The following is a 19,181-nucleotide window of genomic DNA, read 5'->3' on the forward strand; positions in this document are numbered from 1 at the left end:
AGGAGACAGATCATGAAATCAGGTTTTATGGCCAGTGCCGTGCTGCTGAGTCTTTCGCTCAGTGGTTATGCGGTGGCCGACGAAGACTGCAGCGACCCGGTCGCCGACTGGCAGCCGCGCGAAACGTTGCGACAGCAGGTTCAACAGCAATATGGCTGGAGCGTGCAGCGCATCAAGGTCGACGACGGCTGTTACGAAATCCGGGGCCTGGATCGCAAGGGCAACGCGATCGAAGCCAGTTACTCACCGGCATCCCTGCATCTGCGCAAACTGGAGATCCGCTTCAAGGACGACGGCGATGGCGGGGATTACCTCACTCGCCCCGTGACCGAATGACGACCTGCCGAGCATTTATTCCCGGGTTTCAGGTTGCTGTCAGCAAGCAGGTTCAGGCTCTCGACCAGACGATCAAAAGGACATTCCCATGAAAAAGATCATTGCAGCTACATGCCTCGCCGGCGCCATTGCCCTGCCAGGCCTCGCCCAGGCCCGGGAGGTCACCCTGACCACTCAACTCAAGGACTACAGCGGTAATGGCGCTTACCTGGCGATTTATGTCACCGACGGCAATGGCCAGTACCAGAAAACCCTCTGGGTCGCCGGCAAAAAGGCCAAGTACTACAAGCACTTGGGCGATTGGGCCCGCGGTAGCGGGATGAACCCGAGCGAGTTCGACGGCGTCAGCGGTGCCAGCGTCGGCAGCGGACGCACGCTCAAAGTCAGCGTTGAACTGGCGGATACGTTGATCGATGCCGGCTACCAGATCCGAATTGATAGTGCCGTCGAAGACAAGCGTGACGTTCGCGCCGATGTCAGTGTCCCGCTGACCTCCAAAGGCGCCGGCAAGCCGGCAGCCGGCAGCACCTACGTCGAGTCCTTTACCTACGATCTGTAGCACCTGCCCGATCCGGAGGCTGAACATGCTTCGCCAGCTCCATTCGCTACCCGGCCTGATCGCCGCCCTGTTGGTCATGATTCTGGCCTTGAGCGGCGCCATGCTGTCGGTCGACCCGGCCCTGGAACGCCTGCATCAGGCGCCAGTCGCCAGCGGCCAACTCAACGTCGGCCAACTGGCCGGACGCGTTGCCAGCCACTTCTCCGGCGTGGAGCAGATTCAACGCAGTGCGTCCGGGACCGTGATCGTCTACTACAACCAGAACGGTCAGGCCGGTGCCGAAACGGTCGATCCCCTGACCGGCCAGGGCCTTGCGCCCTACCAGCCTTCCGCCTTTTCACGCTGGATGAAAGACCTGCACCGCTCGCTGTTCCTCGGTACGCCGGGGCACGGTGTGGCCGGTGCAGGAGCATTGTTCATGCTGATGCTGTCGGTGTCCGGGGCACTGTTGCTGGCCCGACGCCTGGGCGGCTGGCGTAACCTGTTGCGACCCATTCGTGGCAACTTCAGTCAGCGCTGGCATGCCGAGGTCGGGCGTCTGGTGCTCGTGGGCCTGATGCTCTCGGCGCTGACCGGGACGTTTCTGTGCGCCACCACCTTCGAATTGATTCCGGACGGCAGCGCGATTGAACCGGCGTTCCCCGCCCATGTCAGCGCCGGTCCGGCCATGCCGGTGGCCAACCTGCCGGCCTTGCGCAACGTCGACCTCAATGACCTGCGCGAACTGGTCTACCCCAGCCCTGGCAACCCGCAGGATGTGTATTCCCTGCGCACGGCCCAGGGGGACGGTTATGTCGATCAAGGCAACGGCGCTCTGCTGTCCTATCAAGCCCATGACTCGACGCGCGCGCTCTACGAACTGATCTACCAATTGCACACCGGACAGGGCCTCTGGTGGCTGGGCCTGTTACTCGGCGTTTGCGCCCTGAGCGTGCCCTTGATGAGCGTTACCGGGATTCTGTTGTGGTGGCGCCGCCGCAAGGCCGGCCCGAACATCCGCCACAACAGCCCCGCCCATTCGGCCGACAGCGTGATTCTGGTCGGCAGCGAAAGCAACAGCACCTGGGGCTTTGCCAAGACCCTGCACGACACCCTGCACGCCGCCGGGCACAAAGTGCACAGCGCGCCGATGAACAGTTATGCGAACAACCTGGGGCATGCCCGACAAGTGTTCATCCTGACCGCGACCCACGGCGACGGCGACGCACCGGCTTCGGCCTCGCAGTTTCTGGCGCGCCTGGCCAAGAACGGCCTCAAGCCTGGCCTGCCGTTTGCGGTACTGGGTTTCGGTGATCGCCAATTTGCCCGGTTCTGCCAGTTCGCTCATCAGGTTGAAGCGGCGATGCTGCAGGCCGGCGGCACACCGTTGCTGGCGCTGGAGACCATCAACCGTCAGTCCTCCCAGGAGTTTAACCGTTGGGGCCAGAAACTGAGCGCTGTCATGGGCCAGGAGCTGTCGCTCAATCACATCCCCGACCGCCCGCGCACCCATCAATTGCAACTGGTGGAACGCATCGCCTACGGGCAACAGGTCAACGCACCGACCCACGTCCTGCGCTTCAAGGCTGTGGGCGACCTGCCGTGCTTCGAGGCCGGCGACCTGGTGGGCATCGTACCGCCTGGCAGTACCGAGCCACGGTTCTATTCCCTGGCCAGCAACTCGGACGACGGCATGCTGGAAATCTGTGTACGCAAACACCCGAATGGCGTGTGTTCAGGCTTCCTCCATGAGCTGCCCGAAGGCGCACCGATCGAAGCCTTCATCCAGCCCAATCCACATTTCCGGCCGGCCTCGGGCAAGCAACCGGTGATCCTGATCGGTGCCGGCACCGGTATCGGGCCGTTGGCCGGTTTTATCCGCAACAACAAGGCCCGCCATCCGATGCATCTGTACTGGGGTGGACGCCACCCGGCCTCGGACTTTCTCTACGAGCCCGAGCTTAACCGCTACCTGGCGGACCAACGCCTGACCCGGTTGCAGGCCGCGTTCTCCCAGGTGCAGGATCGCAGCTACGTGCAAGACCGGCTGATCAGCGATGCGCTGGCCTTGCGTCGCCTGATCGAAAAAGGCGCCCAGGTATTGGTGTGTGGCAGTCGCGAGATGGCCAAGGGCGTGATGCACGCCCTCGATGAAGTATTGGCCCCCCTCAACCTGAGCGTGCTGACGCTCAAGGCACAAGGACGCTACCTTGAAGATGTCTACTGAGCTGCAACGCTACAGCCTCAACGGCGAGACCATGGGCAGCCGTTACACCGCCCTGTTCTATGCCGAGCCGGACCTGTCGACCGAGGCCATCCATCACAGCCTGGCGCGCGCCGTCAGCCGGGTGGACCAGCAAATGTCGACCTGGAAGCCGGACTCCGACCTCAATCGCCTCAATGCTGCGCCCGAACAGCAATGGGTAGTCGTCCCCAAGGAGCTGGTGACGGTGCTGTCCACGGCACTGCGAATTGCCCGGCAATCGGGGGGCGCCTTCGATATCGCCGTCGGTGATCTGGTGCAAGCCTGGGGATTCGGTCCCGGCGAACCGATCGTCACGCAACAACCCCTCGGAACCCCGGAGCCGTGTACCCGCACCTCGGCCAGTGCCGCGCTGGAGGTGGACCCGCAACGCAATCAAGTCCGCAAACGCGCACCGCTGACCCTGGATTTGAACGGCATCGCCAAAGGCTTCGGCGTCGATGAGCTGGCGCGTTGCCTGGAGGGCTGGGGTATCACGAACTACCTGGTGGGCATCGATGGCGAGATGCGCGCCCGGGGTGTCAAACCCGGTGGCCAGTCATGGGTCGTGGCGCTTGAAAAACCCAACCGTGGCGTGCGCGAAGTGATGGGGGTGATGGAGCTTGGCGACGCGGCCATTGCCACCTCGGGCGACTATCGGCACTGGGTCGATGTCGCAGGTCAGCCTTATGCGCATACCATGAATCCGGCGACCGGCGCCCCGCTGTGCAACCCGCTCGCCGCCGTCACCGTGGTCGCCGCCAACTGCATGCTTGCCGATGCCTGGGCCACGGCGCTGATGGTGCTGGGTGAAATCGAAGGCCCGCGACTCGCTCAAGAACGCGGGATGGATGCCTTGTTCGTGTTGCGCGACGGTGAGCAGTTCAAGGAAATATCGATTGTCGGCGGCAAACGACAGGCGCAGATTGAAACGCGCTGAAGCGGCTGGTCGAAGCTCCTGCCCCCTGTATTGATCCATCTCCTGACAGTGAGTCCCCCTACGATGAAATTCATGCACCGGCATACCGAGTCTCACCGAAGTGATCGAATTGGCTGGCTGCGCGCCGCCGTGCTGGGGGCCAACGACGGGATTGTCTCCACCGCCAGCCTGCTGATCGGTGTCGCGGCGGCCAGTGCCAGCCATTCCACCCTCCTGGTGACCGGAATGGCGGGATTGATGGCCGGTGCCATGTCCATGGCCGCCGGTGAATACATCTCCGTGCACTCCCAGGCCGATACCGAACAGGCAGACCTGTCGCGCGAACGGGCAGAACTGGCCAGCGACCCGAAAGCCGAGCACATCGAACTCGCCAACATCTACATGCATCGGGGCGTCTCACCGGCACTGGCCCATCAAGTGGCCGACCAACTGATGGCCCATGACGCGCTGGGCTCCCACGCCCGAGACGAGCTGGGCATCAGCGAGACCCTGACCGCCAAACCCGTGCAGGCAGCCCTGGCCTCGGCCGCCAGCTTTGTATCGGGTGCCGCCTTGCCGCTGGCCGTGACCTTTGTCGCGCCGGAGCACAGCGTGGGCTTATGGATAGCGCTCATGTCGCTGGTGTTTCTCGCCGCGTTGGGGGCCATTGCCGCCAGGGCTGGCGGTGCCAGGGTCATGATCGGCGCCTGGCGAGTGACCTTTTGGGGCGCTCTGGCCATGGGGGTGACCGCCCTGGTGGGGCGTTTGTTCGGCGCAGTGGTCTAGCGCACGATGCCTTCATGAAAAAACGGCGCCCCCCGGTCAAAGGGGGCGCCGTTTTTTTAGGCCTTCACTCGCCAAGGCCCTTTTTCACCTCAGACAAGCTTGAGCGTGACATTGATGTTATTGCGCGTGGCTTTTGAATACGGGCAGTACTTGTGCCCGGTGTCCACGAGTTTCTGCGCGGTTTCACGGTCCAGCCCCGGCAGGCTGACGTTCAGCCGCGCCTGAAGCAGGTAGCCACCTTCATTGGTGCCCAAGTCGACTTCGGTATCGACGGCCACGTCCTTGGGCAGGGCAACTTTCAGTTCCTTGGCCGCGACGCCCATTGCGCCGATGAAACAGGCTGACCAACCGGCGGCAAACAGTTGCTCGGGGTTGGTGCCACCGCCCCCCGCGCCGGGAGACGACAGCTTGATATCGAGAATGCCGTCGGAACTGCGGGAGGCGCCGTCGCGGCCACCCGTGGTGTGGGTTTTGGCGGTGTACAGTACTTTGTCGAGCTGGGTCATGATGGTCTCCTGATTGAAATGTGGTGTATGCACCTTCAGGTGAATCAGAAAAACGGCCTTGCGGCCTGATACCCGTCATTCATACCGACCTGTGGCGAGGGTGCTTGCTCCCTCGCCACAGGGTTATCGCTATTCTGGGGTCGCTGCATACCGGCTACGAACCCGGTCCTTCAATATAGACCGCGCTGGAAAACCAGACGCCCGATCCGACAGAAGTCACCTCCCCCGTCATTTACGCGCCAGCTTGTACTTCACGCAGTCGTTGTAAAAACTCTGGCGCACCGCCTCGGGTTTGAACCGGGTTGGACTGTCGTAGGTTTGCTCGGTAATGCCCATGGCCATCATGCGCATCCATGACTTGGAAAACTTGTACGAGTGGATTTTCTGCCGCGCCGCATACAGTGAAACCCCCGCCAACTTGAGCTCCTGGGCTCTTGCCGCCGTCCCCGCCCCCCAACTGCACATATAGCGATCATTGGGCATCAGTTCCCTGGCCTGGGCAGACATTGCAAGGCCTGCAACGCCGAACGAAATCAGCGCGATCCGAATATTGCGCATTTACACTCCACCTAACCACCTGAAAATCCGGCGATTCTGGCGACAGGCGAAGCACTTGGGGGCCAGCATAATGCCTTTTCTGCAATGCACTGCACTGGCACCCTATGGGCAAATCCGACCCCGTCGCTCTATGATTGAGCCCCATGACGACCTCTGCTCCGATCCGCCAACCTTGCCCACCCGGTGTCTGTGACTGCGGGCGCGACCCGTTGCTGGAAACTCCGGGAGCGGACGTGCGCATCCTGTTTCTGACCCGAGCCGAAGAAAAACGCCTGATCGACCGCCTGGAAAACCTGCAGAGCCTGACCGACCTGGAGCACGTGAAACGCCGGATGTTCGAGCAACTGGGCATTCGCGTAGAGATCGCACCGGGTTTCAACGAGGTGCGGACCATGCGTGGTATCGCCATCCAGGTGGGCGAACTGCCGGGACTGTGTCGCAAGACCCGCGCCTCGATCCCGGCGGCGATCCGCCGCGCCATGGAAAAGCGCCCGGAAATCGCCTACGAGTTGCTCAACGCCAACGACCTGTTGCGGGATACATGATGAACCCCGTTCTCGAATTCCCCCTCACCGACGAAATACTCACCGACTTCGCGCTGGCGATCGGCACTGACCTGCAGGGCTATCGCAATCATGTCTATCGGGTGTTGAATTTCTATAGCGCGGTCAGCGGCATTCAGGGCCTGCCGTGCGACGCGGTGCAGATCGCGGCGGCGTTTCACGACCTGGGCATCTGGACCGATAACACCCTCGATTACCTGCCGCCCTCGATTCGCCTCGCCAGCGAATACCTGGACACCACGCAACGTTCAGATCTGAAAGAACACGTGAGTGCATTGATTCTCGAGCACCACAAAGTGCGCCCCTATCGGTTGGCGCATGCGACAACGGTCGAGCCTTTCCGCCAGGCTGACCTGATTGACGTATCCCTCGGCCGGGTCCGTTTCCGTCTGCCACGAGCATTCATCAAAACCGTGCAAACGACTTTTCCCGATCACGGGTTTCACGGGATGCTGATCAAGCGCTCTGTCCGCCAGTTCCTCCGCTCCCCGCTGCGCCCGCTGCCCATGTTGCGCTGGTGAAACAGGCGTTCAGTCCTGCCCTTGAACAGGCTTCGAAACAGGATCAGCGGTCGTACGCGAAGCCCTGCCCACTGCTATGCCTTCACATGGGAGATCGTGTTGCAAACCAGCCAGGACGGAGCTGGAACCCCCGTGCGGCCCTGGTCCCGGCGCCAACCAGGTCCGCCCAGGCAAACCGGTGCCAATCCGCAACAGGAGGTGGCCGATGTTATTCATAGTCAGTTGGTCGATCAGCCCGGACAACCGCAATGCCGCAATCGAGCGCTTTCTCAAGACCGGCGGCGCTCCACCGGCAGGCGTCACCATGAAGGGACGCTGGCATGCGGTGGGCGGTTCGGCCGGCTTTGGCATTGCCGAAGCCAGTGATGTGGTGCCGATTCAGCAATGGGTGCTGAACTGGAACGACCTCATGAGCATGGAAGTCCACGCGGCGTTGACCGACGAACAGATGGCGCCGCTGCTGGCCGCCACTGTCGGAAAATAGAAGCGCTATCCAGGCGGCGGGCCCTGCTCGCCGCCACAGCCCTCCCCCCTCACGCAGTGCGCGTGATCGAGGCCTTGAAGGCAAGGCCCCTCGTCGGCATCGCCCAAAGATTCTGCGGCGAACACCCTCTCAAATCCGTGTAAGCATCCTGAAACACCACAACTGATTACTGGATATTTCGCAGTTCATACCTACGCTCATTCGCGGGGGATCCCAAATCACAGTGGTCGGGGGACTGCTCCAAGGTACTCACGTCAGTACACAGGATCTCGACATGAACCGGACACAATTATCCTCACTGTTCGCTCTACCGATACTGATGTCTGCAATGGCTCTACCCTTCATGGCACACGCCGCCGATAAACCTCCGAATATCGTGGTGATCATGGGCGATGATATTGGCTGGTCAAACATCGGCGTCTACAACCAGGGCATGATGGCCGGTCGTACCCCCAACCTCGATCAGCTCGCCAATGAGGGCATGCGCTTTACCGACTATTACGCCGAAGCCAGTTGCACGGCTGGGCGCGCCAACTTCATCACCGGGGAACTGCCAATCCGCACCGGCATGACCACCGTGGGCCAGGCCGGGTCGCCGGTGGGTATCCCCGCCGAAGCCGTGACCATCGCCACCACCCTCAAGGCCATGGGTTATGCCACCGGCCAGTTCGGCAAGAACCACCTGGGCGACCTCAATCAATTCTTGCCCACCGTGCACGGTTTCGATGAGTTTTTCGGTTACCTCTATCACCTCGACGCCATGGAAGACCCGGCGCACCCCAATTATCCGAAGGAACTGCTGGACACCGTCGGCCCACGCAACATGGTCCACAGCTGGGCCGCCACCACCGACGATACGACGGTCATGCCGCGCTGGGGCAAGGTCGGCAAACAGAAAATCGAAGACGCCGGCACGCTTTATCCGGAACGCATGAAAACCGTCGACGAGGAGATTCGCGACAAGGCGTTCAGCTTCATCGACAAGGCCAAGTCGGACAACAAACCGTTCTTCGTCTGGCTCAACCCGACCCGCATGCACATCGTCACTCACCTCTCCGACAAGTACGAAGCCATGCGTAACGCGCAAAACGGCTGGTCGGAACAGGAAGCCGGCATGGCGCAGCTCGACGATATCGTCGGTGATGTCATGGCCAAGCTGAAAAAAGACGGCATGGACGACAACACCATCGTGATCTTCACCACGGACAACGGCGCGGAAAACTTCACCTGGCCGGATGGCGGTACCACCCCGTTTGCCATGGGCAAAGGCACCGTCATGGAAGGCGGGTTCCGGGTGCCGGCCATCATTCGCTGGCCGGGCAAGGTGCCGGCCAATCAGATTGCCAACGGCATCATGTCGGGGATGGACTGGTTCCCGACCCTGGTCGCAGCGGCAGGCAACCCGAACATCTCCGCCGAACTGTTGAAAGGCAAGCAACTGGGCGATACCACCTACAAGGTTCACCTGGACGGCTACGATCAGACACCAATGATCACCGGCAAAGGCCCGTCGAACCGGCATGAAATCTTCTACTTCGGCGAAAGCGCCCTGGGTGCGGTACGCATCGATGATTACAAATATCGCTTCATCGACCAGCCTGGTGGCTGGATGGGCGCCAAAGTGGCCGTCGATGTGCCGATCCTGACCAATCTGCGTCTCGACCCGTTCGAACGCATGGGATGGCCGGAGAATCAGGCCGCCCAAGGTTCGCAACAGTACTTCGACTGGTTCAAATTCCAGTTCTGGCGTTTCGTGTTCGTGCAACAACAGGTGGCCAAACTGGCTGAAACCGCGATCGAGTTCCCGCCCATGCAAAAAGGCGCGAGCTTCAACCTCGATTCGGTCAAGGCCAAGATCGCTGCAGCCAGGGCGGAGATGGCCAAGTAACGCGTCGAATTCACGGGTGGCCGAGGCTGGCCACCCGCGTCTCTGACGGACGTTTATCGACGTAATAAGGAATTCGTATGCAGACAAAAACCTGCGCCCTGCCTGCCGCCACGTTGCTCGCCCTGTGCTGCCAACAAGCCTGGGCCGGCGGCATCATGCTCTACGAAATCGGTACCGATAACACTGGCCTGGCCAATGCCGGTGCCGCCGCCAGGGCCCAGGGGCCCTCGACGATCGCCAGCAACCCGGCGGGCATGAGCTACCTGCCGGGCACGCAAATCACCGCCGGCCTGCAAGTGCTCTATGGCGACCTGAGCTTCGATCGCGACGCCAACACCAATGTCCCGGGCAGCGGCAGCGGCAATGCCCTCGATCCGATCCCCGGCGGCAGCTTTTTCGTCACCCATCAACTCGACGACCACTGGAGCGTCGGCTTCGGCCAGTACGGCGACTTCGGTCTGGCGGTCAATTACGACAACGACTGGTCCGGGCGCTACTTCGCGCAAAACGCCAGCCTGCTCGGCGTGTCGATGGTGCCGAGCGTGGCCTACCGCTTCAATGATCAATGGTCAGTCGGCATCGGCGTGAAAGCCATGTACGGCATGCTCAAGGCCGACACCGCCATCGACCGCTCGCCTTTCGGCCTGACCGACCGCAGCGACGGCCAGTTCAAGTACAGAGACAACGATTGGGGCTTTGGCGCCAACGTCGGGGTGATCTACGCCCCGCAACCCGGCACCCGCCTCGGCCTGACCTACACCAGCAAGGTCGATCTGAATTTCGAAGACAACCTGGACGTCAAGGGCGACGGCCCGGCACTGCGACGGCTGGACAACGCCAATACCCAACTCGACATGACAGTGCCGCAGACCGTTACCCTCAGCCTGTTCCAGCAATTGGACCGGCAGTGGGCCTTGCTGGCATCGGTCAACTGGCAGGACTGGTCGGAGTTCGGCCAGATCGCGACCCAGATCGATACCACGGCCAACAACGCGCGATCGACCACGGTCGATGCCGGTTTCAAGGACACCTGGCACCTCTCCCTCGGCGCGCAATACCAGGCCACCCAACAGCTGTTATGGAACGTCGGTGTGGCTTACGACAGCAGTGCCGTGTCGGACGGCAATCGCACGGTCACCGTACCGATGGCCGAATCCTGGCGCATTGCGACAGGAGCCACCTATGCTCTTAGCAAGGACACCGACGTTAACGTGAGTTGGGCGATGGTCTGGCTGGGCGACATGCCGGTGGATCAGACCAAAACCGTCTCGGGCAGTCGGCTTTCCGGTCAATTCGACAACGCCTGGATTCAAGCGGTGACCGGAAACATGACCTGGCGTTTCTGATTTCTGCTGACGAAGAAAACGACTTTATCCAAGGAGCACACAGCACTATGAACCTGTCCCGAAACTTGCTCATCGGCGTCGCACTGACCGGCCTCCTGCTCGGCGGTTGCACCTCGAAAGTCACCGAGAAGACGCAATACTCCGGCTACCTGTCCAGCTACAACAACCTGAAAGAAGTCGAAACGCCCAGCGGTGGTACGGCGATGCGCTGGATAAGCCCGTCGTGGAACCCCAATGCCTACGACACGGTAGCGTTCAACAAGCTGGAGCTGTATCCGGCGCCCAAGCCCGATGAGCGGGTCAACCAGCAGACGCTCACCGATATCCAGAACTACATGACCACCAAGACCAAAGGCACGCTGGGTCAGAAATACCGCGTGGTGACCACGCCGGCCTCGGCCCCCAAGGGCTCGAAACTGTTGATCATGCGCGCGGCGATCACCGGGGTGAATGCCGAAAACGAAGGCATGAGGTGGTATGAAATTGTTCCTATCGCCGCTGTCGTCGGTGGTGTCAGCGCCGCGACCGGCCACCGGGACCAGGACACCACCCTGTTTATCGAAGCCGAGTTTATCGACGCGAAAAGCAATCAGACCGTGGGCAGGGTTGTGCGCAAAGTGTTCGGCAGCACCCTGGAAAATGATAGCCAGAAGATCACCGCCAAGGATTTCAAAGCGGCCATCGACAAGCTGAATTCCGACCTTCAGGTCTTCATCACCAAACCTCAAGCAAACTGATTACTGCTTCATGCCGACCCGCCGACGCATGTCGGCGGTGATCGACTGCCTGGTTTTCTTCAGATCCGCCCACGGCTCATTGCCGACCTCGGCCAGGCGTTCATGCAGGTTATGAATGTTCCACTGGTTGCCGCCCTTGAGCGACTCGACCTCTTCACGAAAGATCGGCACCGACACCGGCAAGCCTTCGCGAGTACGCGCGGCATAGGCGCAGATGGTGGTCGCACCCAGACCGTTGCGCAGGTAATCGATGAAAATCCGCCCGACCCGATTCTTCGGCCCCGACACGGCGGAAAACCGCTCCGGCAGCAGTTTGGCCATGTGGCTGGCAATCGCGTGGCTGAAATCCTTGACCTCATCCCAGCCCAGCTTGCGGGTCAGCGGCACCACCAGGTGAATGCCCTTGCCTCCACTGGTCTTGAGAAACGCCTTGAGCCCCAGTTCATCGAGCACCGAAAGGGTCAGTTGGGTCGCCTCAACCATGCGCTTCCACGGCAATGCCGGGTCCGGGTCGAGGTCGAGGACGAAGCGGTCGGGCTTGTCGAGGTTGTCCGACGTGGCGTTCCAGGTGTGCAGTTCCACCATGCTCATCTGCACCGCACCGATCAGCGCTTCGGCGTTGTTGATGACCATCATCGGCTGGCCGGTGAGTTTCGGGTCCAGGGTGGTGATGCCGGGAATGGCCAGGTGCTCGGCGTTTTTCTGGAAGAACAATTCGCCGGCAATCCCGTCCGGGGCCCGCACCAGCGCCACGGGGCGGTCCTTGAGCTCGGGCAAAATCCACTCGGCAACGCTGGCGTAATATTGCGCCAGTTGCATCTTGGTGGTGCCACTGCTGGCATCGATGATCCGGTCCGGGTGGGTGATACGGACCTTGCCCTTGTCCAGGCCGATTTGGGAGGGCGCAGGGTCGGCGTTCTTTGGCGCGGCAGTGGTTTTGGCAGCGCCGCTTTTTTTCTCAGGGGCAGTTTTCACGGTCGTCGCTCGCTCCTCGGTGATGTCTTTGGCAGGCTTGTCGTCACGCAAGCCATGGAACACGGCATGGCGTACCGAGCCGTCTCTGGTGATTTCGGCAAAGGCCACTTCCGCGAGCAGCCGGGGTTTGAGCCAGTGCACCGTCTTGAACTCGGCACCCTCGGGTGGATTGACCACGGCCGGTTTTTTCGTCTGCAAGGGTTTGAGCTGGTCGTGGAGGCTGGCGAGGGTCGCCTCGGTAAACCCGGTGCCGACCTTGCCGGCGTAGCGCAACTCACCGCTGTCACGGTCATGCAAACCCAGCAGCAACGCGCCGAATGCACTGCGCGAACCTTTGGGATCAGTAAAGCCGACGATGACGAATTCCTGCCGATGCTTGCACTTGAGCTTGATCCAGTCGCTGCTGCGCCGGGACACGTAAGGCGACCCAACGCGCTTGCCGATCAAACCCTCCATGCGCATCTGGCAGGCGCTGTTGAGCAACGCCTGCGGCTCTTCTTCAAAGCCGTCGGAGAAACGCAGCAAGGGGTGATCAGTGGCCTTGAGCACTGTGGCCAGCGCAGCCCGGCGTTCTTCCACTGGCACTTCGCGCAGGTCCACGCCGTTGAGGTACGGCAGGTCGAACAGGTAGTAGACAATGTGGTCGCTGCGACCGGCCTCGAAGGCATTTTGCAGGGCCTGGAAGTCCGGTACACCCTCCTCGTCCACGACCACCATCTCGCCGTCGAGCCATGCCGATTCGAGGTGCAGGGCGGCCAATGCCTCGGCCTGGCCGGGCAGCTTGTGGGTCCAGTCGTGGCCGTTGCGCGTGAAGAGTTTGACCTCGTCGTGGTCGATGCGGGCCATGATCCGGTAACCGTCGAACTTGACCTCATAACGCCACTGGCCATCCGGGACCTTCTCCACCAGCGTCGCCAGTTCCGGCTTGATCAACTCCGGCAACCCGGCTTTGCGCGCGCCGGTCAGTGGCCCGGACTTTTCCTTGCGTGCCGGGGTGACCGGTTTCTTGATCGCTTTGGCCTTGGCGGGTTTGCCGGCCCCCGACGCCTTGGCCACGATGCTGCGTTCGCTGAGCACGCTGTCGGGCTCAGCGGCTACCACGTCGTAGTCGGCTTCCGGCCTGGCCGCACCGTCCTGATGCTTGATCAGAAACCATTGCTCCTGCTTGCCCGGCATGTGCGTGCGCACCAGGTTCCACAGGCCGGCGAGTTTCTCGCCTTGCAATTCGAATTTGAGCCGGCCCTTGGCGTAAGCCTGGGCCGGATCGTCCTGGGGAATCCACACGCCGCGGTCCCAGACGATCACCTCCCCTGCGCCGTAATGCCCCTCGGGAATGCTGCCTTCAAAGATGGCGTAATCGATGGGATGGTCTTCGACGTGAACCGCCAGGCGCTTGACCTTGGGGTCCAGCGACGGGCCCTTGGGCACCGCCCAGCTCTTGAGCACGCCGTCGAGTTCCAGGCGGAAGTCGTAATGCAGGTGCGAAGCGTCGTGCTTCTGGATGCAGAACTGCAGGGCGTGCGCTTTACCCTTGCGCTTTCCTTTTGCGGATGTGGCGACACCTGAGGGTTCGGGGCTCTCTTTGAAGTCCCGCATGTTGTTGTACTTTTCGAGTGGCTTTTCCACGGTGCCCTCCACGTGAGTGAAGACAAGATTGACCTTCTGTTGTCTTGAGACTCCTGCGATGCATGGGAAGGTTCAACCGATAAGCCGCGTTTTTCTTTGAGCACGGAGTGAGCATCTGCACGGGTAATTCATCGGCATGGATATCCATCGGTTCAGTGGCGAGCCAGATGGAGCCGATGCACATCATCGCAGCAGATCCCGAACCCGTTTATGGACGAGCCACCGGTTCCACTCAAAGAGTTGATTTACATCAACGAGCACTTTACCGCCTTCATTAAATTAAAAATGCTCAAGTAGTGCTTTCCAGAGAAAGCGTGTTTTTTTTGGGGGGGTAATTAACCAAGGCTGGGATCGCCTGACTCTTCAATTGGAGATTCCTCATGCACAAGAGAGTTCTCGTTTCGCCCTCCGAACTGGACGAATTGATCACGCGTGAGCCCGTCGTGCTCATCGACACCCGAGATGCTGCGAGTTACGCCGAGGCCCACCTGCCGGGCGCGGTAAATATCCATGAGATATTCACCTACCTGGCCACCACCACGCCCGAGGGGCTGACTGCATTGAACGATGTATTCATCCAGGCGTTTGCGAAGGCAGGCTTGTCTGGCAGGGAGGTGGCGCTCGTATATGAGCAGTCCATGACTACCGGCTTTGGGCAGTCCTGCAGAGGTTATGTGCTACTCCGCTATCTCGGTTACCCTCGCGACAAGATCAAGATTCTGCATGGTGGCTACAGCGCCTGGCGCAACGCAGGCCTTCCCAGCACCAGTGAAGCTTCCGTGCCTGCCCCTGCCACGTTTCCTTCTACCAATGGGGAGCGCAGCCTCTTCGTCAACCTGGACGAAATGAAGCGGATAGTTGCCACCCCCAACATAGTGAAGCTCGACGTACGTGACGTTGATGAATGGATCGGCGAAAGCTCATCGCCCTATGGAAAAGATTTCTGCCCGCGCAAGGGCCGCATCCCTGGCTCCGTCTGGCTGGAGTGGTATCGGATGATGAAGCCGACCGCTCAGGGACCGATGTTCAAGTCACCCAGCGAGATTCTCGCGGAGTGCGCTACGGTCGGAATCGGCCCCGATACGCCTGTGGTCGTTTTTTGCTTCAAAGGCGCACGGGCTTCCAATACCTTTGTGGCATTGGAAGAAGCCGGAATCAGGAACGTTCGCCTCTACCTGGGCTCCTGGAACGAATGGTCCCGAGACTTGACGTTACCCATTGAGGAAGGCCTTCCTTATTAGAAATACTTGCTGCCAGCGGCGCTGGTTGCCCTGCGCGAAACACTGCAGGACTGCTGCTCGTAATGATCTGAACCGTCAGCGGCATCGCGGCCGGAGTGTGAGCGGCGGGCTGATCGTCGTTCCAACACTCATCTACTGCGCCGGGTTTACCCAGCACATGGCGGCCAGCGATACACCAGCTAAAAATGGATCTTTTCGTACAAATGCCACTCGGAGCGAATTCCATACCAACAGTCCACAATCAGCATGTGGACATCACTTCAGGATATTGCTACTCCCGGTAAGCACTATTGAGCCAAGCGGATTCGAATCTGTTTTTCAATCTCGATGATCGCAAAGAACGTAACGCCAATCCCGATGATCAGTACGCCATCAAAGAAAGGGATCGCTTCAGTTGCAAAAACCCTTTGCAGCGGTGGCGCATAAGTGATGGAAAATTGAGCGACGGTCACCACTGCAACGGTCATCCAGATGACCTTGGTGCCACGAATGCCCTTCCAGGTAAGCGACGTGCTGTAGAGATTGCGAATGAAGAACAGATGAAATATTTCCATCACCACCAGCGTGTTGACCGCAATCGTGCGGGCCAATTCAATTGAGTAGTCACGGTCGAGCGCATACGAAAAAATACTGTAAACACCACAGAGAAATAAAATAGAAACAAGCATCATATGCCAGACCAAAGCACCGCTTATAAGTGGCTGTGTACGTGAACGGGGTGGTCTGCGCATGGTGCTTTCTTCGGTAGGCTCGAATGCGAGCGCGATGCCGAGTGTCACGGCCGTAATCAGGTTGATCCACAGAATCTGTATCGGCGTCACCGGCAGTGTAATGCCGAGTAGCAACGCGACGATGATGGTCATGGTCTCGCCAGCGTTGGTGGGGAGGGTCCAGCTCAGCACCTTCTTGATGTTGTCGTAGACTGTCCTCCCTTCGCGCACCGCAGCCACGATGGACGCGAAGTTGTCATCTACCAGCACCAGGTCCGCGGCTTCCTTGGCGGCTTCACTGCCTTTTCCACCCATGGCGATGCCGGCATCGGCGCGCTTTAGCGCTGGTGCGTCATTAACGCCATCGCCGGTCATTGCCACTGTCATGCCATTCGATTGCAACAGCATGACCAGCCTGAGCTTATGTTCAGGGCTGGTGCGCGCAAAAATATTGACGTCTTTTACCGCCTCTTTGAGGTCGGTATCGCTCATGGCGTCGAGGTCTACGCCAGTCAGCACCCTGTCGGGATTTTGCAGGCCAATCTGGCGACCGATGGCAGTAGCGGTGCCACCATGATCGCCAGTGATCATTTTTACGACAATGCCCGCCGCCTGGCATTGCTGAACGGCCTTGATCGTCTCTGGTCGGGGCGGATCAATCAGCCCAACCATCCCCAGCAGCGTCAACCCTCCTTGCACATCCTCAAACTCCAACACGGTTTGCTCGGGGGGGACTGATCTCATTGCAAATGCCAGCACACGCTGCCCCTTGGCAGCAATGGTGTTTGCCTGTTCGTGCCAGTAGTTCGCGTTGAGCGGTTCAGTCCCGCCAGCGTTTACGAACTGCTTTGTGCACATGGCCAGTATCTGCTCTGGCGCGCCTTTCACATAGATAGAGGCGTGTCGGGCATGGTTGTGATGCAGGGTCGCCATAAATCGGTGCTTCGCATCAAACGGAATGGCATCGGTGCGGGGCCAGGCCTGATGAACTTCATCGCTGACGATTCCGGTTTTTCCGGAAAATGCCAGCAACGCACCTTCCATCGGGTCACCCTCGACCTTCCATAAGTCTTCATGCTGACGCAGCACAGCGTCGTTGCACAGGCAGGCTGCTCGCCCCAGTTCCGCCAACGCTGGATGAGACGATAGGTCGACTGGCTGATCCGCAAGACTGATGCTTCCCGCTGGCTGATAACCTGCGCCGTCGACCGTGTAGATGAGGTCTTGCGTGACGACCGATGCCACCATCATTTCGTTACGTGTGAGTGTGCCAGTCTTGTCAGTGCAGATAACGGATACCGAGCCCAGCGTTTCGATGGCCGGCAGGCGACGCACAATGGCATTGCGGTGTGCCATCGCCCTGACGCCGACAGCCAGCGTAATGGTAAGGACGGCGGGCAGCCCTTCAGGTATCGCTGCTACCGACATCCCCACCACGACCATGAAGATCTCGGTGAACTCGTAATGCCCGACATAGTGACTGAACACGAGCAACAGGCCGCTGACTAACAGGATCAAGATCGTCAGCCAGCGCGCAAATACGTTCATTTGCTGAACCAGCGGGGTAGTCAACGTTTCTACTTCTGCAAGTAAAGTGCTGATGCGTCCGATCTCGGCCGCTGTGGCGGTAGCCACTACAACTCCTGTTGCTTGTCCGCATGTCACGAGTGTGCCGCTAAATGCCATGCAAGCACGATCACCCAAGGGCGCTTCAAGGCCCACAGGCCTGGTATTTTTTTCTACGGGTATGGATTCGCCGGTAAGAATGGCTTCTTGAATCTGAAGTCTGTTCACGTGCAGCAGGCGTAGATCAGCAGGCACTTTGTCGCCGGACTCCAGCAATACGATATCGCCCGGTACCAACTGCTCGCCTGCAATGTTCGAGCGTTCGCCAGCGCGAATGACTGCGGCTCGTGGTGCCAGCATTTGTCGAATCGCATCCATGGCTTTTTCCGCTTTGCCTTCCTGGACATAACCAATGATTGCATTTGCAATCACCACCGCCAGAATCACCACCGTATCCCACAGATGTTCCAGCATCGCGGTAATCACAGCGGAACCCAGAAGCACATAAATCAGAATGTTGTGAAATTGCAGCAAGAATCGCAGCCACGCAGGTCGACGTGCTGCCTCTGGCAGACGGTTGAAACCAGTACGGTCAAGACGGGCTTGTACTTGGGCTGCCTGCAGCCCGACATGCTCGTTGACCTCAAGCAGGTTCGTTACCTGATCTGCAGGCAGGGAGTGCCAGGCCTCGGAATGCGGGAAGATTGATGTTTGCTCATCTGCTGCGTCGACCACCTGCTTCATCAATGATTATCTCCTGTGCGCACAACTCAACTGGGAGCCGAGGTGCCCATGAGCGGGGTGGGTGTATCTGAACGCTGAAAAATCGTTCCCTTGTTATCAAACCGAGCACTCGACAACGTCTGCGCCAAACTCTGTTTTCCACTTGCAGGGGCCCTTTTTGTTGGAAAACGCAGAGCCTCGGTGTGAAAGTCATTATGGAGCGTTCTGTTGACAAACTGGTTATAGTGTTTAATTCCTATTGATGGGTGATCAATCAGCGGGAAAAACCGCCACACCACCCAATGAAGATATTGCTGGAGACAATACAGCTAGCTGCTTTTTAAAAAAAATGGCTAATAGCGAAAAATCATGAAATGAGTCCGTTGCGACCAAAACAAGTCATAAAGTCCGCCTACGCCCCCCCTTCGCTACGACTAACCTAATCAATCAAAGCTCCTGTTATAAAAATAACAATGAGGCTGGTCGATGGAAATCTCGCGATGGGCATTAGTTTGTATTTTATCCAGTGCATTGACGACACCCGCTTTTGCAGCGGACGCTCAAAAAATCTTCTCCCAGGGAGGGTCTAATCCAGGAGCCATAGCCTGCTCAACCTGTCATGGTGCGGACGGTTTAGGCATGCCTTCGGCGGGGTTTCCAAGGGTTGCAGGCCTGCCTGCTGATTACCTGACGAAGCAAATCTCTGATTTCCGCTCAGGCACTAGAAGCAATCCAATCATGCAGCCAATCGCTCAGGCATTGAGCGACGACGAGTCAAAAGCCCTCGCAGTGATGCTCGCGAAGATGCCAAGTCCAGCGGTAAAACCAGTGAATCGTGCGTAAGCGTCCGCCCAACACACCTTGTGTGATTAAACGGGCGCCCACCTGTGCGGCAACAGCTCGGTTATCTCACTCG

17 protein-coding genes are annotated in these 19,181 nt (G+C 59.6%); 13 read left to right on the top strand and 4 right to left on the bottom strand.

All coding sequences use genetic code 11. The annotated features are described in order from the left end of the window. Nucleotides 1-12: 12 nt before the first annotated feature. The 5 genes from JQF37_RS26405 to JQF37_RS26425 all read left to right on the top strand — a co-directional run bounded on the left by JQF37_RS26405 (nt 13) and on the right by JQF37_RS26425 (nt 4,821). Nucleotides 13-336 (top strand): PepSY domain-containing protein, encoded by a 324-nt coding sequence (locus JQF37_RS26405; RefSeq protein WP_130208897.1) that lies wholly within the window; start codon nt 13-15, stop codon nt 334-336. A gap of 88 nt (nt 337-424) precedes the next feature. After that, entirely contained in the window at nt 425-895 is a 471-nt protein-coding gene (locus JQF37_RS26410; RefSeq protein WP_047530486.1) for a DUF2271 domain-containing protein, read from the top strand. Nucleotides 896-920: 25 nt separating this feature from the next. Further along, nucleotides 921-3,101 carry a PepSY domain-containing protein gene (locus tag JQF37_RS26415; protein ID WP_130208899.1) on the top strand — a complete coding sequence of 727 codons (2,181 nt, stop codon included), beginning with the start codon at nt 921-923 and terminating at the stop codon, nt 3,099-3,101. After that, complete coding sequence (locus JQF37_RS26420) at nt 3,091-4,056, top strand: FAD:protein FMN transferase (protein WP_130208936.1); 966 nt, start codon at nt 3,091-3,093, stop codon at nt 4,054-4,056. The genes JQF37_RS26415 and JQF37_RS26420 overlap by 11 nt, the downstream gene beginning before the upstream one ends. Before the next feature lie 63 nt (nt 4,057-4,119). Continuing rightward, nucleotides 4,120-4,821 carry a VIT family protein gene (locus JQF37_RS26425; protein ID WP_130208901.1) on the top strand — a complete coding sequence of 234 codons (702 nt, stop codon included), beginning with the start codon at nt 4,120-4,122 and terminating at the stop codon, nt 4,819-4,821. An 89-nt stretch (nt 4,822-4,910) separates the two neighbouring features. Here JQF37_RS26425 and JQF37_RS26430 read toward each other — a convergent pair whose 3' ends face one another. Beyond that, nucleotides 4,911-5,327, bottom strand: a complete 417-nt coding sequence (locus JQF37_RS26430; RefSeq protein ID WP_130208903.1) for an organic hydroperoxide resistance protein — start codon at nt 5,325-5,327, stop codon at nt 4,911-4,913. Nucleotides 5,328-5,555: 228 nt separating this feature from the next. Continuing rightward, a complete protein-coding gene (locus tag JQF37_RS26435; RefSeq protein WP_103405421.1) occupies nt 5,556-5,885 on the bottom strand; it encodes a hypothetical protein in 330 nt (109 codons plus the stop codon). Between the two features lie 143 nt (nt 5,886-6,028). Between JQF37_RS26435 and JQF37_RS26440 the strand changes: the two genes are divergently transcribed. From JQF37_RS26440 to JQF37_RS26465, 6 genes are all read left to right on the top strand, one after another. After that, the gene (locus JQF37_RS26440) at nt 6,029-6,430 is read left to right on the top strand and encodes a hypothetical protein (protein ID WP_130208905.1); all 402 of its coding nucleotides are present in this window, start codon (nt 6,029-6,031) and stop codon (nt 6,428-6,430) included. Continuing rightward, a complete protein-coding gene (locus JQF37_RS26445; protein ID WP_130208907.1) occupies nt 6,430-6,969 on the top strand; it encodes a phosphohydrolase in 540 nt (179 codons plus the stop codon). The genes JQF37_RS26440 and JQF37_RS26445 overlap by 1 nt, the downstream gene beginning before the upstream one ends. Before the next feature lie 205 nt (nt 6,970-7,174). After that, on the top strand, nt 7,175-7,453 hold the full coding sequence (locus JQF37_RS26450) for a DUF3303 family protein (protein ID WP_130208909.1): 279 nt from the start codon (nt 7,175-7,177) through the stop codon (nt 7,451-7,453). A gap of 274 nt (nt 7,454-7,727) precedes the next feature. Then, entirely contained in the window at nt 7,728-9,341 is a 1,614-nt protein-coding gene (locus JQF37_RS26455; RefSeq protein ID WP_130208910.1) for an arylsulfatase, read from the top strand. 77 nt (nt 9,342-9,418) lie between these two features. After that, on the top strand, nt 9,419-10,687 hold the full coding sequence (locus tag JQF37_RS26460; RefSeq protein ID WP_130208912.1) for an outer membrane protein transport protein: 1,269 nt from the start codon (nt 9,419-9,421) through the stop codon (nt 10,685-10,687). Nucleotides 10,688-10,734: 47 nt separating this feature from the next. Beyond that, nucleotides 10,735-11,424, top strand: coding sequence for a DUF3313 domain-containing protein (locus JQF37_RS26465; RefSeq protein WP_204149851.1), 690 nt, complete (start codon nt 10,735-10,737; stop codon nt 11,422-11,424). On the opposite strand, the gene ligD is transcribed toward JQF37_RS26465, so the two are convergent. Next, nucleotides 11,425-14,025, bottom strand: coding sequence for a DNA ligase D (gene ligD / locus JQF37_RS26470; RefSeq protein ID WP_130208916.1), 2,601 nt, complete (start codon nt 14,023-14,025; stop codon nt 11,425-11,427). Nucleotides 14,026-14,405: 380 nt separating this feature from the next. Here ligD and JQF37_RS26475 point away from each other — a divergent pair, with 380 nt between their 5' ends. Further along, nucleotides 14,406-15,266 carry a sulfurtransferase gene (locus JQF37_RS26475; RefSeq protein ID WP_130208918.1) on the top strand — a complete coding sequence of 287 codons (861 nt, stop codon included), beginning with the start codon at nt 14,406-14,408 and terminating at the stop codon, nt 15,264-15,266. A gap of 287 nt (nt 15,267-15,553) precedes the next feature. On the opposite strand, the gene JQF37_RS26480 is transcribed toward JQF37_RS26475, so the two are convergent. Further along, nucleotides 15,554-18,286 (bottom strand): cation-transporting P-type ATPase, encoded by a 2,733-nt coding sequence (locus tag JQF37_RS26480; RefSeq protein ID WP_130208920.1) that lies wholly within the window; start codon nt 18,284-18,286, stop codon nt 15,554-15,556. Nucleotides 18,287-18,751: 465 nt separating this feature from the next. On the opposite strand from JQF37_RS26480, the gene JQF37_RS26485 reads away from it, so the two are divergent. Beyond that, a complete protein-coding gene (locus JQF37_RS26485; RefSeq protein WP_223272691.1) occupies nt 18,752-19,108 on the top strand; it encodes a cytochrome c in 357 nt (118 codons plus the stop codon). Nucleotides 19,109-19,181: the final 73 nt, after the last annotated feature.

It is taken from the genome of Pseudomonas sp. MIL9 (assembly GCF_016887925.1).
Classification (GTDB): Bacteria; Pseudomonadota; Gammaproteobacteria; order Pseudomonadales; family Pseudomonadaceae; genus Aquipseudomonas; species Aquipseudomonas mohnii.